At 37.3% G+C, this 17,817-nt stretch carries 8 protein-coding genes, 1 tRNA gene, 3 rRNA genes and 1 pseudogene; 5 read left to right on the top strand and 8 right to left on the bottom strand.

Annotation, left to right across the window (positions count from 1 at the left end; translation table 11 throughout):
* The first annotated feature begins 110 nt into the window (after positions 1–110).
* The gene (locus FDN13_RS10885) at positions 111–1,286 is read left to right on the top strand and encodes an ISL3 family transposase (protein WP_138979155.1); all 1,176 of its coding nucleotides are present in this window, start codon (positions 111–113) and stop codon (positions 1,284–1,286) included.
* A gap of 173 nt (positions 1,287–1,459) precedes the next feature.
* Here FDN13_RS10885 and FDN13_RS10880 read toward each other — a convergent pair whose 3' ends face one another.
* The 6 genes and pseudogenes from FDN13_RS10880 to FDN13_RS10855 form a co-directional block, all read right to left on the bottom strand.
* Positions 1,460–2,272, bottom strand: coding sequence for a TIGR00266 family protein (locus FDN13_RS10880; protein ID WP_138980356.1), 813 nt, complete (start codon positions 2,270–2,272; stop codon positions 1,460–1,462).
* Positions 2,273–2,352: 80 nt separating this feature from the next.
* A pseudogene (gene mgtA, locus FDN13_RS10875) lies at positions 2,353–3,651 on the bottom strand (magnesium-translocating P-type ATPase); the annotation flags it as partial.
* A 91-nt stretch (positions 3,652–3,742) separates the two neighbouring features.
* Positions 3,743–3,817, bottom strand: a tRNA-Glu gene (locus FDN13_RS10870).
* 11 nt (positions 3,818–3,828) lie between these two features.
* A 5S ribosomal RNA gene (gene rrf / locus FDN13_RS10865) occupies positions 3,829–3,945 on the bottom strand.
* A gap of 234 nt (positions 3,946–4,179) precedes the next feature.
* Positions 4,180–7,107, bottom strand: a 23S ribosomal RNA gene (locus FDN13_RS10860).
* A 317-nt stretch (positions 7,108–7,424) separates the two neighbouring features.
* A 16S ribosomal RNA gene (locus FDN13_RS10855) occupies positions 7,425–9,046 on the bottom strand.
* Together the 16S, 23S and 5S rRNA genes with 1 tRNA gene alongside form the textbook arrangement of a ribosomal RNA operon.
* Positions 9,047–9,536: 490 nt before the next feature.
* On the opposite strand from FDN13_RS10855, the gene FDN13_RS10850 reads away from it, so the two are divergent.
* Both FDN13_RS10850 and FDN13_RS10845 read left to right on the top strand, forming a co-directional pair.
* Positions 9,537–10,268 (top strand): VCBS repeat-containing protein, encoded by a 732-nt coding sequence (locus FDN13_RS10850; RefSeq protein WP_138980354.1) that lies wholly within the window; start codon positions 9,537–9,539, stop codon positions 10,266–10,268.
* Positions 10,269–10,475: 207 nt separating this feature from the next.
* Entirely contained in the window at positions 10,476–11,552 is a 1,077-nt protein-coding gene (locus tag FDN13_RS10845) for a M24 family metallopeptidase (RefSeq protein ID WP_138980352.1), read from the top strand.
* 61 nt (positions 11,553–11,613) lie between these two features.
* On the opposite strand, the gene FDN13_RS10840 is transcribed toward FDN13_RS10845, so the two are convergent.
* A complete protein-coding gene (locus FDN13_RS10840) occupies positions 11,614–12,756 on the bottom strand; it encodes a CD0519/CD1768 family membrane protein (RefSeq protein WP_138980349.1) in 1,143 nt (380 codons plus the stop codon).
* A 237-nt stretch (positions 12,757–12,993) separates the two neighbouring features.
* Here FDN13_RS10840 and FDN13_RS10835 point away from each other — a divergent pair, with 237 nt between their 5' ends.
* Positions 12,994–14,604: an Ig-like domain-containing protein gene (locus FDN13_RS10835; RefSeq protein WP_138980346.1), complete on the top strand. Its 1,611-nt coding sequence runs from the start codon at positions 12,994–12,996 to the stop codon at positions 14,602–14,604.
* 217 nt (positions 14,605–14,821) lie between these two features.
* Entirely contained in the window at positions 14,822–16,468 is a 1,647-nt protein-coding gene (gene hcp, locus FDN13_RS10830) for a hydroxylamine reductase (RefSeq protein WP_138980344.1), read from the top strand.
* Positions 16,469–16,516: 48 nt separating this feature from the next.
* Here the strand turns inward: hcp and FDN13_RS10825 are convergent, their stop codons facing one another.
* Positions 16,517–17,704, bottom strand: a complete 1,188-nt coding sequence (locus FDN13_RS10825; RefSeq protein ID WP_256372280.1) for an ATP-binding protein — start codon at positions 17,702–17,704, stop codon at positions 16,517–16,519.
* Positions 17,705–17,817: the final 113 nt, after the last annotated feature.

Here is a 17,817-nt window from a genome sequence, read left to right as displayed (position 1 = left end):
GTAAACCTCAACATTTTTATTTAAATAGAAAAAAGCACTTTATTCAGATGCCAACTTTGCTAAAATAAAATTAACCAAAACAAAATTTTAGAAAGGAGGCATCCAATAAAGTGCTTAAGTATAATTTTATCAACAATTTACTAAACTTAAAAGATGTTTTTGTAAAAAACGTTGTTAATAAAGATGATTTTATTGAGATATTTGTTGAAACTAAAAAGAAACCACATGTTTGTCCAGTTTGTGGCTATACTACATCTAAAGTTCATGATTACAGAAAACAAAGAATTAAAGATGTACCCATTCAGTTTAAAAAAACTTTTATCATTCTTAGAAAAAGGAGATTAGTATGCTCAGAATGCGGTAAGCGCTTTTATGAAAAGCTAGATTTTCTTCCACGCTATCATAGAATGACAAACCGCTTATCTTTCTTCATAATTAACGAACTATCTAATGTTAATAGCATGAAGCATGTTTCCTTAAAAGCCAATGTTTCCACCCATACTGTAAAACGCATTTTTGATACTGTTAGTTATACTGCGTATTCTTTGCCTGAAGTTATATCTATTGATGAATTTAAAGGTAATTCTGGTGGCTCAAAATATCACTGTATATTAGTTGATCCTGTTAATCATAAAGTAATTGATATTATTAAAGATAGACGATTTCATATCCTTTCGGATTACTTTAGAAATTTTAAAAACAGGGATAAGGTAAAATATGTAGTTATTGATATGTGGAGTCAATATGCTGACATTGCTAAAACATACTTTAAAAATGCAACTATCATCATAGATAAGTTCCACTTTATGCGCTACAACACCTGGGCTATAGAAAACGTTAGAAAGCGCATTCAAAAGAATATGGATAAGAAACTAAGGCGATATTACAAAAAAAGTCGAAAACTCATTCTTGCTAGAAAAGATTCCTTAGATGAAGACTCTAAGAGACAACTTGAAATTATGCTTTTATACAATGATGAATTAAGACATGCCCATTACCTTAAGGAATCCTTTTACAAAATTTCAGATGCAAGGTCTGCTTCTGAAGCAAAAATATTACTAAAGGAATGGATTGAGATAGCAAGAAAAAGCGGTATAAAAGAATATATTTCATGTGCAGAAACTTTAAGCAGGTGGTTTAAGGAAATAGTTAATTCCTTTGATGTTCCTTATACGAATGGATGTGTTGAAGGTTTTAACAACAAGATTAAAGTTATTAAAAGAAATGCGTTTGGGTTCAGAAATTTTAACAGGTTTAGAAATAGAATTCTGCATTGTTGCAAGTAATTGATTACTGTACTCTATTTTTCAAAAACCAACATTAGTTTGGTCTTTTTGTTATGCCCATTTTTAGAGAATTTTTGATTCACTTTCTTTAATTCGTTAAAACTTCTTGAAAATTAGCAAGGGCAGGCATTTGAATAAAATGCCCACCCCAACTATTGACATAGAACCAAAAATTAATCTCCGTCAAATAGATTTCCTATTCCTCCAAACATATTAAAAACATTTCCCTCATCCTTGCGGCTTCCCCCTGTATGGGGTGCTGCATGATATATTCTATCAGCGAGCCTGCTAAAAGGAAGTGATTGTACCCATACTGTCCCAGGACCTCTTAAAGTAGCATAAAATAGTCCTTCTCCTCCAAAGAATGCCGTTTTAATATTCCCAACATACTCTATATTATAATCAACATTTCCTGTCATAGCAACGAGGCACCCTGTATCCACTCTTAACCTTTCACCAGCAGACAGCTCCTTTTTTATTATGGTACCTCCTGCATGTAAAAATGCCTTGCCATCACCTTCAAGCCTTTGCATTATAAAACCTTCTCCTCCAAAGAAACCAGCCCCAAGCCTTTTAACAAACTCAATTGATATTGAAACACCCTTTGCAGCACACAAAAAGGCATCCTTTTGACAAATTAATTTTCCATTGTATTCTCTAAGATCAATTGGTATTATCTTTCCTGGGTAAGGTGCAGCAAAGGCTACTTTCTGCTTTCCATAACCTGCGTTAGTAAACATGGTCATAAAAAGGCTCTCCCCTGTTAGTATTCTTTTGCCTGCATTAAATAATTTTCCCATAAATCCACTATCATTGCTATCTCTTGAAGAACCGTCCCCAAATATTGTCTCCATCTTTATACCATCTGTCATCATCATAAAAGCTCCAGCTTCAGCGACTACGCTCTCACCTTCATCAAGCTCTACCTCAACAAACTGCATGTCATCGCCATAAATCTTATAATCTACTTCATGGGCATAAGGCATAAAACCCCTCCTTTCATTATAATACCATTCTATATTAAACTTTTTCATATTGCTATATACATAATACAAGATTTTCTATTTTATAACCATCTCTTAAATTTCTTAATATAAAGAGTTTTTATAAACTGAGTTAAAACGCAGTAAGAAAGCAAAATACCTATAAGATAAGGAAAATATGAAAGGGGTAATGCCGAAAGTCCAACAGATGCTCCAAATGGTGTAAAGGGAATACATATTCCTGCTAACATAATAGCACCTGTTAATAAAAGCACTGGAGCTGCTGCTCTGCTTTGTATAAAAGGTATCTTTTTAGTTCTAATCATATGAACAATCAGTGTCTGTGATAAAAGGCCTTCTACAAACCAGCCTGACTGGAAAAGTGATTGAGCTGCTGCATTATTAGCCTTAAATACAAACCACATTACCAAATAAGTTATAATATCAAATATTGAACTTATAGGTCCTATAAAAATCATAAATCTTCCAATATCATCTGCATTCCATTTCCTTGGTTTTGATAAATAATCGCTATCCATAGTGTCCCATGGAATAGATACCTGTGATATATCATAGAATAAATTTTGTATCAAAAGATGGATTGGAAGCATTGGAAGGAATGGTAAAAATGCACTGGCAGCTAATACACTAAATACATTACCAAAATTTGAACTTGCTGTCATCTTAACATACTTTATAATGTTTCCAAATACTTTTCTTCCTTCAATTATACCCTCTTCAAGTACCATAAGATCTTTCTCAAGAAGTATTATATCCGCTGATTCCTTTGCTATATCCACAGCAGTATCTACAGATATTCCAACATCAGCTGTTTTAAGTGCTGCTGCATCATTAATGCCATCCCCCATAAATCCAACTGTATGACCTTTCCCTTGAAGCACCTTAATTATTCTCGATTTTTGAATAGGAGAGAGCTTTGCAAATACGTTTGTATCATCTACAATATCCTTTAACTGTTCATCGCTCATATTATCAATGTCACTGCCTAAAAGCACTCTTTTAACCTTAAGTCCCACATCCTCACATATCTTTAAAGTTACAGCATCATTATCTCCTGTTAAAATTTTTACATCAACACCATTATCAAATAAAGCTTTTATTGCACTTGCGGCGGATGGTTTTGCAGGATCTAAAAATCCTATATAACCCATAAGAACCATATTGCTTTCATCTGCAACACTGAAAATATTTTCATCGGGTATATCGTTTTTCTGTGCCACAGCAATAACCCTCATACCTTCGCTGTTTAATTTTTTTACCATTTCTATAACTTTTTTCTTAATTTTATCTGTTAGTTCTACAACCTCTCCTTTATATTCAGCATAGCTGCATATAGAGAGCATTTCTTCAACTGCACCTTTTCATGCCTAAAAACTTTTATAGAAGCACCTGCAAATTAGATAATTTGCAAAAATACAAAAAAAATCTGCTACTATATAGTAACAGATTTTCTGGTGACCCCTAGGGGATTCGAACCCCTGTTACCGCCGTGAAAGGGCGATGTCTTAACCACTTGACCAAGGGGCCATGTATAAACAATCTGGCAGACACCTACTTTTCCAAGCCGTCTCCAGCTTAGTATCATCGGCGCACCCGGGCTTAACCTTCGTGTTCGGAATGGGAACGGGTGTTACCCCAGATGCCTAACCACCAGATATTATTTTTAATATTTTTCTCCTTGCTATATGATTTCTTCTTTAGTTCTAAGCCTCGCTTCCTTGAAAATTAAGAACTTTTGCAAACTCGCTTCTCTCAAACAAGCAAAAGTTCTAAAATTTTCTGCGTCAGACTCGGCAAGAACTAATACGAATAAATCATAATGCTTCGTCGTAAAATATTAAAAATCTCAACTACTTAATGTAGTTTTTTCAAAACTGCACAGCAAATTATTGATCAAGCCCTCGACCTATTAGTACCAATCAGCTGAACGCCTCACGGCGCTTACACCTTTGGCCTATCAACCTTGTGTTCTTCAAGGGGTCTTACCCTTACGGTGGGAAATCTCATCTTGAGGTGGGCTTCGCGCTTAGATGCCTTCAGCGCTTATCCCTTCCGAACATGGCTACCCAGCTGTGCTCCTGGTGGAACAACTGGTGCACCAGAGGTTCGTCCATCCCGGTCCTCTCGTACTAAGGACAGCTCCTCTCAAATTTCCTACGCCCGCGACGGATAGGGACCGAACTGTCTCACGACGTTCTGAACCCAGCTCGCGTGCCGCTTTAATGGGCGAACAGCCCAACCCTTGGGACCTACTTCAGCCCCAGGATGCGACGAGCCGACATCGAGGTGCCAAACCTCCCCGTCGATGTGGACTCTTGGGGGAGATCAGCCTGTTATCCCCGAGGTAGCTTTTATCCGTTGAGCGATGGCCCTTCCACTCGGTACCACCGGATCACTAAGCCCGACTTTCGTCCCTGCTCGAGATGTCTCTCTCACAGTGAAGCTCCCTTCTGCCTTTGCACTCTCCGCGCGATTTCCAACCGCACTGAGGGAACCTTTGGGCACCTCCGTTACTCTTTAGGAGGCGACCGCCCCAGTCAAACTGCCCACCTAACAATGTCCCGTGACTTGATTCAAAGCCTCCGGTTAGAGCTTCAGTATCATCAGGGTGGTATCCCAAGGTCGACTCCAGCAAAGCTGACGCCCTGCCTTCTCTGTCTCCCACCTATCCTGTACAGACAATACCGAAACTCAATGCTAAGCTACAGTAAAGCTCTACGGGGTCTTTCCGTCCAATCGCGGGTAACCGGCATCTTCACCGGTACTACAATTTCGCCGAGTCCCTTGTTGAGACAGTGCCCAGGTCATTACGCCATTCGTGCGGGTCGGAACTTACCCGACAAGGAATTTCGCTACCTTAGGACCGTTATAGTTACGGCCGCCGTTTACTGGGGCTTCGGTTCAAAGCTTCGCACCCGGGTCCCCACAAAAACAAAGTTTTTGTGGGTGGGTCCTAACCTTTCCCCTTAACCTTCCAGCACCGGGCAGGCGTCAGCCCCTATACATCATCTTGCGATTTAGCAGAGACCTGTGTTTTTGCTAAACAGTTGCCTGGGCCTATTCTCTGCGGCTCTATCTCTAGAGCACCCCTTCTCCCGAAGTTACGGGGTCAATTTGCCGAGTTCCTTAACAAGGGTTCTCTCGCTCGTCTTAGGATTCTCTCCTCACCTACCTGTGTCGGTTTGCGGTACGGGCACCACATCCCTCGATAGAGGCTTTTCTTGGCAGTGTGAAATCAGCTGCTTCACCCTTACGGGCTCCCCATCAAGCCCTGTCATTAACTTCCCGGATTTGCCTTGAAAGTCTGACTCAGCCCTTGGACGCACTTAGCCAAAAATGCGCTCAGCCTATCCTCCTGCGTCACCCCATCTCTAATAACGGTCTATGGTGGTATCGGAATATCAACCGATTGTCCATCACCTACGCCTTTCGGCCTCGGCTTAGGTCCCGACTAACCCTCAGCGGACGAACCTTCCTGAGGAAACCTTAGGCTTTCGACGAATAGGATTCTCACCTATTTCTCGCTACTTATGCCAGCATTCTCACTTGTATGCAGTCCACATATCCTTTCGGTTATGCTTCGCTCCGCATACAACGCTCCCCTACCATCCTTGCGGATCCATAGCTTCGGTGGCATGTTTGAGCCCCGGACATCTTCGGCGCAGAACCTCTCGACCAGTGAGCTATTACGCACTCTTTGAATGAATGGCTGCTTCTAAGCCAACATCCTGGTTGTCTTAGAGATCCCACATCCTTTTCCACTTAACATGCACTTTGGGACCTTAGCTGATGGTCTGGGCTGTTTCCCTCTTGACTACGGATCTTATCACTCGTAGTCTGACTCCTAAGGATAATATTACGGCATTCGGAGTTTGATAGGGTTCGGTAACCTTGATGGCCCCTAGCCCATTCAGTGCTCTACCTCCGTATATCTTACCTTAAGGCTAGCCCTAAAGCTATTTCGGGGAGAACCAGCTATCTCCGAGTTCGATTGGAATTTCTCCGCTATCCACAGCTCATCCCATGGTTTTTCAACACCAACGTGGTTCGGGCCTCCAGTAAGTTTTACCTCACCTTCACCCTGTCCATGGATAGGTCACCCGGTTTCGGGTCTACAGCATACAACTTTACGCCCTATTCAGACTCGGTTTCCCTACGGCTCCGGACCTTAAGTCCTTAACCTCGCTGCATACCGTAACTCGCTGGCTCGTTCTACAAAAAGCACGCCGTCACACTTTAACGTGCTCCGACTGCTTGTAGGCACACGGTTTCAGGTTCTATTTCACTCCCCTCCCGGGGTTCTTTTCACCTTTCCCTCACGGTACTATGCGCTATCGGTCATTAGGTAGTATTTAGCCTTGGGAGGTGGTCCTCCCTGCTTCCCACAGGGTTTCACGTGTCCCGTGGTACTCTGGATGACAGCGAAAGCTTTAGCTTTTCACCTACAGGGCTGTTACCTTCTGTGGCGGGCCTTTCCAGACCTCTTCGATTAAACCTCTGCTCCCTTTATGCTGCCTCCTCAACCCCAATCCCCGAAGGAATTGGTTTGGGCTCCTTCCCTTTCGCTCGCCGCTACTTAGGAAATCGATTATTCTTTCTTTTCCTCTGGGTACTTAGATGTTTCAGTTCCCCAGGTGTGCCTTCATATACCTATTGATTCAGTATATGATACATAGCGTTAGCTATGTGGGTTCCCCCATTCGGAAATCTGCGGATCACAGCCTATTTGCGGCTACCCGCAGCTTATCGCAGCTTATCACGTCCTTCTTCAGCTCCTAATGCCAGGGCATCCACCGTGCGCCCTTATTAGCTTGACCTTTATTTTTCTCGCGATTGTTTTTGCTGTGCAGTTTTCAAAGAACTATCTGAAGACAAATATCATTTCGATATTTGAATCTTCAAAATCAAACAGTGGATTAGCGATACGCTATAAAGCCTCAAATGCTCTTACAGAAAAGTTAACTATTAAAGTTACTTCCCCGGGGAAATTTAGCCTGCGAGGTATTCCTCTTGTGGTCAAATTTCCCCATAAAAGCCATTTAGGCTTTTAAACCTAACGGTCCCGGTGCAGCTTTTACCGCCGATATATCGGCTAAGCTGCCCGGAAAATGCCGTTTAGGCATTTTCCCCATAGAAAGGAGGTGATCCAGCCGCAGGTTCTCCTACGGCTACCTTGTTACGACTTCACCCCAATCATCAACCCCACCTTCGGCAGCTGCCTCCCTTTCGGGTTAGCCCACTGACTTCGGGTGTTGCCGACTCTCATGGTGTGACGGGCGGTGTGTACAAGGCCCGGGAACGTATTCACCGCGGCATGCTGATCCGCGATTACTAGCAACTCCGGCTTCATGTAGGCGAGTTGCAGCCTACAATCTGAACTGGGACCGGTTTTAAAGATTTGCTCCGCCTCACGGCATCGCTGCTCTTTGTACCGGCCATTGTAGCACGTGTGTAGCCCAGGGCATAAAGGGCATGATGATTTGACGTCATCCCCACCTTCCTCTAGGTTAACCCTAGCAGTCCCTTTAGAGTGCCCACCCGAAGTGCTGGCAACTAAAGGCAAGGGTTGCGCTCGTTGCGGGACTTAACCCAACATCTCACGACACGAGCTGACGACAACCATGCACCACCTGTCTTACCGTTCCCCAAAGGGGCACTCCCGTATCTCTACAGGATTCGGTAGATGTCAAGCCCTGGTAAGGTTCTTCGCGTTGCTTCGAATTAAACCACATGCTCCGCTGCTTGTGCGGGCCCCCGTCAATTCCTTTGAGTTTTAATCTTGCGATCGTACTTCCCAGGCGGGGTACTTAATGTGTTAACTGCGGCACGGAAGGCTACGCCTCCCACACCTAGTACCCATCGTTTACAGCGTGGACTACCAGGGTATCTAATCCTGTTTGCTCCCCACGCTTTCGTGCCTCAGCGTCAGTTACAGTCCAGAAAACCGCCTTCGCCACTGGTGTTCCTCCCAATATCTACGCATTTCACCGCTACACTGGGAATTCCGCTTTCCTCTCCTGCACTCTAGCTCTCCAGTTTGGAATGCAGTTCATGGGTTAAGCCCATGGATTTCACATCCCACTTAGAGAACCGCCTACGCACCCTTTACGCCCAGTAATTCCGGACAACGCTCGCCACCTACGTATTACCGCGGCTGCTGGCACGTAGTTAGCCGTGGCTTCCTCCTCCCTTACCGTCATTATCGTCAGGGAAGACAGAGCTTTACAACCCGAAGGCCTTCTTCGCTCACGCGGCGTTGCTGCATCAGGGTTTCCCCCATTGTGCAATATTCCCCACTGCTGCCTCCCGTAGGAGTCTGGGCCGTGTCTCAGTCCCAATGTGGCCGATCACCCTCTCAGGTCGGCTACCCATCGTCGCCTTGGTGAGCCGTTACCTCACCAACTAGCTAATGGGCCGCGGGCCCATCCCAAGGCGGATTACTCCTTTGGCTAACGCCTCATGCGAAGCATTAGCTTTATGCGGTATTAGCACCAATTTCTTAGTGTTATCCCCCTCCTTGAGGCAGGTTACCCACGTGTTACTCACCCGTCCGCCGCTAAGGCAGCCCTTAACACTCAATACTCAGTATGTGTTATCCTTTTTAGCGTAAAGCCCGCTTGCGCGTGCTTGACGCTGGCTTACTTTAAACTATATTCACATCTGAGCACTCAGTGTTAAGTGCTGCCTCCGCTCGACTTGCATGTGTTAGGCACGCCGCCAGCGTTCGTCCTGAGCCAGGATCAAACTCTTAAGATAAAATCTTATTTCAATGTGGTATCCACATTTTAATCCTGTTTTATTTGAATTACTTCTCGGTACGTTCGCTTATCCACTGTTCAATTTTCAAGGTTCAAACTTGCCTCTCATCAAGGCGCTCAATTATCATATCATGTCATTTCTTCATTGTCAACATATTTTTTATTTCTATTTTTTAGCTTTTAGTTTGCTGTTTCTTAGCGACAGCACTTGTTATTTTAGCATCAGCTTTTTATTATGTCAACAACTTTTTTTATTTTTTGTTGCCGCCGCATTGCAGCGACTTTTATATAATATCATCACTTTATTTATCTATAAATCTTTAGATCCCTAATTATTTAATATTATATATTATTTTCTTTTTATTTCTTCCTTTCTTTCTTTTTTTCATATATCGACACACTCGGACATGTTGTATAACATATTAATAAATTCACACTTCTTTATGTTTAAACATATCATATAATAAATGATTTCATGGAGGCTGCCTATGTATTCTTTATCTCCCTATAGATTAAACAATTCTTTCTCCGATAAAATATATGTAATTGATTTTAAGCAAGGGGATATAAATGGAGACCTTATTGAAGATAATGTCTTTCTTTTAGGGCAAAAAATTTTTGATGATAATAGTAATTATATTGGTAATATAACTTTAATTATTCAAGATGGCAGAACTAATAAATTTCATACTATCATGCCAAAACAAAATTCCGGTTATAATCCAACAATATTTTTAGGAAATTTCACAGATAATAATAGAAATGACATATTAATTAGTATAGATTCAGGGGGAAGCGGTGGGCTTGCATACTATTATATTTATTCTTTCATTAATAATACGTTTATAAAAATATTCGATTATGAAGAGTTTAACAAAAAATATAATTATAAAGTGACATACCTCGACTTTTATCAGGTAATCGTTATAGGCAGTAACTCTCAAAAATATACTATAGATATAAAATATAAAGGGAAAGAATATTTGTCAGAAATATATGATTCTAAGGGAAAATTAAAAGAGCCAATTGAAGGATGGGTAAATCCCCTTGGAGGGCTGTACCCTGTTGACTTTGACAGGGATGGAATCTTTGATCTTTACGCAATGCAAAGAATTGCGGGAAGATATAACGCAGATTCATTAGGATATGTTCAAACGTCTTTAAAATGGAAAGAAAAAGATTTTGCTCCATTTTTTCAGACTGTCGGTATATTCGGATAAAGCCTCAAAATTAAGAGGCTTTATTTTTTATATTAGCCTTATAATTATAAAATTGATTTTTATATTACATTCATTGATACTAAATATCCTTATTAGCCTTTTTCTAAAAAATAATAAACCATAACCTAAATTATCAATCCAATAATTGTTAATAACACTTTTTGTATGATATAATTTATATAAGTTTTTACAAAGGAGCTGATAATATTGGTAAAAGAAAGGCTTAATGCAGTATTAAAAGAAATGGATAATAGAAACATACATCAAATTTTAGTTTCAGACCCTGCCTCTATTTTTTATTTAACTAAAAAATGGATTCATCCTGGAGAGAGAATGCTTGTACTTTTTATCTCCTCTAATGAAACCCCAAAACTTTTTATAAATGAACTATTCCCTGTAAATGAAGATTTAGGTGTTGAAATAATAAGATTTAATGATATACAGGATCCTGTTGAAATACTTTCAAAATACATAGATTCTAATAAAACAATTGGAATAGATAAAAACTGGCCTTCAAGATTTCTTTTAAGGCTTATGGAATTAACTTCAAATAACAATTTTATTAATAGCTCTTTTATATTAGATAGATTAAGAATGTGCAAAGATGAAGAAGAAAAGAATTTAATGAGAAAAGCCTCTGAAATTAATGATAAGGCAATGAAAAAGCTTATAAAGTCAATTCCTGATAAGCTTTCAGAAAAAAAGATGTCAGGTATTTTATCTGATATATATGAAAAGCTTGGTGCCGATGGATTTTCCTTCAGCCCTATTATAGCCTACGGCCCTAATGCTGCAGATCCTCACCATGAACCTGATAATTCCACAGTTAAAGAAGGAGACAGCATAATATTAGATATAGGCTGCGTAAAGGATTCATATTGCTCCGATATGACAAGGACCGTATTTTATAAATATGTTCCTGATAAGGCAAAGGAAATATATAATATAGTTCTTGAAGCAAATAAAAGGGCAATTGAAAGAGTAAAACCAGGAGTTAAATTTTGCGATATAGATGCTGCAGCAAGGGATTACATTGAGTCTAAGGGATATGGAAAATATTTTACTCACAGGACAGGTCACTCAATTGGAATAGAAGTTCATGACTTTGGAGACGTTTCATCGGTAAATAATGATATTTTAAAGCCTGGTATGATATTTTCAATAGAACCTGGAATATATTTAGAAGGTGAAGTTGGAGTTAGAATTGAAGATCTAGTTCTTGTTACAGAAGATGGATGTGAAGTATTAAATAAATTTCCAAAAGAGCTGACAGTAGTTGAATAATAATTAAAGTAGGTATTTACAATAATAAGCCCCGCATTGCGAGGCTTATTTAATACTTAAATTAAAATATGACCATTAGTAAGTGAGCAACTATACCTGCAACAATACCTCCTATAGTATGGGAAAGTATTGCTTTATTTGTAAGCTGCCTGCTCTCAAGTGCATCCATCATAGCTACATGAGTTGACAAATAGCCACTCCAGCACATTCCCATTGCAGTAAATACAGCAATTTCATTGGCTCCTATAAGACCAGATTGTATAAATTTAGGCACTAAGCCAAGGGCAGCTCCAACTGCTCCAAGTGCAGTTATTGGAAAGGCTATAGCTTCTGGGGATTTAAAGCCTAATAAAGGCTTTAATATAAAATTAATTTTGCTTCCTATCCAAGGTAAAACAGGAACACCTTCATAAGCAGCTCCTGTATATACGCCTCCTTTTGGTGCGTTTGTAAGCATCATAACTAAAGTACAAATAATAACTACACCAGGGATTATAGACATTCCCATTTCTACTCCTGTCTTACCACCATCTAATATAGCTTCAAGTGCCCTTTGAAATACATTACCATTTCTTATTTCTCTATATTTCATTAAATCTATTCCATCTTCTCCTTTTGATGCCATTTCTTCTGTTCCATATTCTTTTTTAGTAAAATGCATCATTATTCTGACACTTACAATACTTCCTACAACAGCAGATATGTTACCGAATAGCACAGGCAAAAAGAAGCTTTGTCCATTTGGTGCTTGTGAAATCATAAATGTTGTAACTATAAGTCCCATACCAAATGCTGTGCCAAGATTAGTTAAAGCAGGGATTTGATATTTCTTAAAATACTTAACAAACCCTTTGTCCTTTGCTAATGTTATAATTGCGGGATTATCTGATAAATATGTAGTTAAAACTCCAATACTTGCAGCACCGGGCATATCATATAAAGGCTTCATCAAAGGAGAAAGAATTTTATTTATTAATGCTAAAACTCCAAATTCAGATAAAAGAGCACCAAATGCACCTGCTAATACTGCAATGGCCATTATAAAAAAGACTGTGTTAATTAAAAGGTCATGGGCTGTTTTCATGATAGTACTAAACATATTAGCAACTCCCATAACTTTACCTAAGAATGTAAAACAAATAACTGTTAGAATTAAAAAAATAAAGGATTCTGAATTAATTGACTTAACATATTTTTTGTCCATACTAACACTCCTTATCCTAAGTTGATTAGTTTTAATTGTCTAGCTATTTAGCTGAATTTGGGTTGCATTAGCAAAGTTTTAAATAAAATCCCTCCTTTTTGCTCCGTGCACTCTATATAATAACAAATTTATGTTAAAAAATATACAATAATTTTTATTTTCATAAAATAACTAAGAAGGATTTTCTTTTTTTGTGTCGAATTGTGTAATATATTATTATGACAGGAGGTAATTGCTATGAAGAAGAAATTTTATATCAAAACAATCCTACTTTTAATATTTTGTATGCTGTTACAAACACCCTTTAATTATTTTGTTAAAACTGCAAAAGCAGCATCTTCCCCTAACATTCTTTGGGCAAAGGCTTACGGGGGAGAAGAAGGAGATGATTTTAAATCTTTAATTCAAACAGAAGATGGAGGATGTGTTATATTAGGTCATACAGGTTCAGACACAGGAGATTTTAAGGGATTAAGAAAAGGTTATTATACAGATGCTTTTATAATGAAAATAGATAAATACGGCTCTATAAAATGGAAAAGTTTATTTGGAGGCAATAAGGAAGATTTCTTTTACTCTATTGCAAAAGATAATAATAACGATTATATAGTTGCTGGCTCTTCCTATTCTACTGATGGAGATTTAAAAGGATTGAATAAAGGAATTGAAGATGCAGTTTTAGCAAAATACTCTAATAGTGGAACTCTTCTTTGGAAAAGGATAATAGGTGGTTCAAATTATGATTTTTTTACATCAGTTGCAGTTTTAAATGATGGAAACTACGTTGCTGTTGGTCAAACTTTATCCACAGATAAGGATTTATCAAATCTAAACATACAGCGCAGTGATGCTTTAATAGTTAAAGTATCTCAAAATGGGGAAATACTTTGGAAAAAAACTTTCTGTGGAGATATATACGAGATATTTTATTCGGTTTGTCCAACTTCTGATGGAGGATTTATAGCCGTTGGAAGTTCTAATTCTGATACTTATGATATGTCAGGAATTAAAGACTGTTATTATAACCAAAGCTATGATGCAATAATCGTTAAATATGATAAAGATGGAAATATTCAGTGGAAAAAAATATTGGCTGGAAATAATGATGAAGCTTTTAAATATGTAATTTCAACAAAGGATGGTTATGTTGCAATTGGGGAAACAAAATCCTCCGATGAAAATTTTGAGGGACTTTCGAAGGGTGATACTGACGGATTTATTGCAAAATATGATAATTACGGAAACTTAATATGGAATAAAACCTTTGGTGGAAGCCGTTATGACTGCTTTAACGGTCTTAATACTGATAATGACGGTTACATTGTTTTTGGAAGATCCTATTCTAATGATAAGGACATGTCTTCATTATCAAAGGGTACATCCACTGCAATAATGTTAAAATACGATGATAACGGAAATTTAATATGGAAAAAATCCTTTGGTGGATCAGGCATAAATTGTTTTAATCATGGGTATTTTTATAATGATGAATATACTGCTGTTGGATTTTCAACAAGCAGCGACAAAGATATGAGCGGGATAAGTATTGGATTTGGAGATGCTGTTCTTGTAAAGTATGGAAACAGCGTTAATAATCTTAAACTTACAGGCTTAAAACTTAATATAACTAATACTACTTTAAGAAAAGGTCAAAAGATAAACTTAAAGGCTTCAACTTTACCTGTTAATATAATAAATAAAAAGATATTATGGTCATCAAGTAATAGCAAAGTTGCAAAGGTTGACTCCTCTGGATGCGTAACAGCTCTCTCAAAGGGAAATACAATAATATATGCCTATATGCCAAATTACGGATATAAAGTATATTGTAAGATAACCGTAAAATAATTTATTTTTTATTAAATTATAATATATTATTAAAATGCAGCTTTATGAAGAAAGCTCTTAATCTGCAAATTATTCATGTGCAGATTAAGAGCTTTTTAATTTATGAAGGCTAAGCTGTATTCTCTACAATTTAACCTAATATTATTAGATAGCCTTCGTATTTTTTTTTTTATTTTATAGAATAATAATATTTGAAAATACAAAAGGAGGTTTTTAAATGGAAGAGCTTATGTTTTGTTATCAGTGCGAACAGACAATTGGTGGTAAAGGATGTACAAAGGCTGGAAACTGCGGAAAAGATGCAGAAGTTGCTGCACTTCAAGATCTATTAATTTATCAACTTAAAGGAATAGGCTTTTTAGGAAATGAAATTTTAAAACAGGGAAAAAATATTGATAAAGAAATTTCTAAATTTATACAGGATGCCTGCTTTTCAACATTAACTAACGTAAATTTTGACCCTGAAAGATTTGTTGAATATTTAAATAAGGCTCAAAAAATAAAAGAAAATTTAAAATCCCTTCTTGGCAATGTTCCTGCCAATACTCCTGAATGTGTAAATTATACTATTCCAGCATCAAAGGATGAAATGCTAAAGGATGCAAAGAAAGCTGGTATTATGTATGACCAAAACCTAGACATGAACATCCGCTCCTTAAGGGAAACATTAATCTATGGACTAAAAGGGATGGCAGCATACTCACATCATGCCCATGTTTTAGGATTTTATGATGATTATGTTAATAACTTCTTCTATAAAGCTTTTGCTTCAACTATTGATGATAAACTAACTGTTGATGATCTTTTTAACCTTATAATGGAATTGGGAAAGGTAAATCTAAAATGTATGGAGCTTCTTGATAAAGCCAATACTCAAACCTATGGCAATCCTGTTCCAACACAAGTTTTAATAAGCAAGAAAAAAGGTCCATTTATTATTGTATCAGGCCATGATTTAAAAGATTTGCATGAGCTTTTAATCCAAACTGAAGGAAAAGGCATAAATATATATACCCATGGTGAAATGCTTCCTGCCCACGGCTATCCTGAACTTAAAAAGTTTAAACACCTTGTTGGAAACTTTGGAGGAGCTTGGCAAAACCAGCAAAACGAATTTGATAATATTCCCGGATGCATACTTATGACTACTAACTGTTTGCAAAAGCCTCGTGATTCCTATAAGGATAGAATATTTACCACAAGTATTGTAGGATGGCCTAATATACAGCACATTAGAGAGACTAATGGTAAAAAGGATTTTACCCCAATAATAAACAAAGCTCTTGAACTTGGAGGATTTACGGAAGATGAACCTGATAAAACAATACTTGTTGGATTTGGCCACAATACAGTTCTTTCCCTTGCAGATAAGATTCTTGACGCAGTAAAGAAAGGTCAGATTAAACATTTCTTCCTAATCGGAGGATGTGACGGTGCAAGGCCTGGCAGAAACTACTATACCGAATTTGCACAAAAAGCACCAAAGGATACTATAATTCTAACCCTTGCCTGTGGTAAATATAGATTTAACAAACTGGACTTTGGCTCAATTGGTGAATTCCCAAGGCTTCTTGATGTAGGTCAGTGCAATGACTCCTATTCAGCAATTAAAATTGCACAGGGACTTGCTGATGCGTTAGGATGCGGAATTAACGACCTTCCACTATCGTTAATATTATCATGGTATGAGCAAAAGGCAGTTTGTATACTATTAACGCTTCTTTCCCTTGGAATTAAGAACATTTATCTTGGACCAACACTTCCTGCTTTTATATCACCTGATGTACTTCAGGTTTTAATTGATAAATTCAATATAAAACCAATATCAACAGCTGATGCAGATTTAAAAACTATTTTAGGATAAAATTTTAAGCCCCCTATTTTATGCGGGGCTTTGTTTTATTTTGATATTTTATCCAATATCCCAAAATTCTATATTTAATTTTTCAAGATTATCTAAATAGCTGAATTTATATATCTCATCTTTAAGATTTTCATCTGTAACCTGTAAATTTGTTGGAAGTTCAACATAAAATTCAGTACCAATACCTATAGTACTATTAAAATATATTTTGCCTTTATGTAGCTCCACAAGGGACTTTACAATAGATAATCCAAGACCGCTGCCTTCATTTTTTCTATTTATATTCCCGTCTACTTGGAAAAATCTATCAAATATATAGGCTTGCTTATCCTTTGGTATCCCAACACCAGTATCCCTTACAGATATTGTTATTTTTTCATCTTCACTTTTTACATATACAAATATACTCCCACCTTTTACATTAAACTTTATTGCATTTGATAGAAGGTTTAACATAACCCTTTCCACATTATGAGGGTCACAGGCAATTATTCTACTATTCTCATTTGCATCAAAATACATTTTTATATCTTTACAATCAGCATACTCCTGAACCGACAAAGTTATTGATTTTATTAAATCTACTATATCACAATTCATAAGGTTTAAATTTAAGTAATTTGAATCTATCTTTGTTATATCTATAAGGTTGCTTACAAGCCTAATCAATCTGTAACTATTCTGCTTCATAGAATCAAGATATTTAATGAGTTTGTCCTTATTCGGGAAATTCTGCTGACTATCTACTATAACCTTTGACATTTGAATTGCAGCATGAATAACATTGACAGGCGTTCTAAACTCATGAGATATGTTTGCAAAAAATTCCGCTTTATATTTTTCTGATTCTAAAACCTTATTATATTGCTCAAAAAGCTTTTCCTCAGTTTTAATTAAATTATTGTTTATCATCTCAAGCATTTTATTACTATGCTTAACCTTATCTAAGGCTTCTTCAGCTTTTATTTGTTTTTCCGCCATTTGAGATATTAGATTAGAAATTTCCATTAGCAATTTTAAATAATCTTCTGCCTTTTCTTTAGTTATAACAGGTATTTTCTTAACAGCATTAATGTATTCTTCCTCATTGATGCCATACTTTATTGCCTGATTTTTATAATATTCTATATCTGGTTCATTTAAAAAAAACTGCCCTATATAAAGATACGCAATTAATACTTTTTTTACATATATTGGCACCAAAATATATGAAAGATTGTTAAAACATGTACATATTTTATATCCATTTCTTAAATTGCAATAATAAATGCAACACTCTGTGAAAAATCATGTAGTATAAGGACTAAAAATAGTCAAAATAGCCTTAAATCCATCTTAATTATCAATCT

The organism is Caloramator sp. E03 (genome assembly GCF_006016075.1).
Taxonomy (GTDB): domain Bacteria; phylum Bacillota; class Clostridia; order Clostridiales; family Caloramatoraceae; genus Caloramator_B.
The sequence above is the reverse complement of the archived record's forward strand: the minus strand, read 5'-3'. Positions and strand labels throughout refer to the sequence as shown.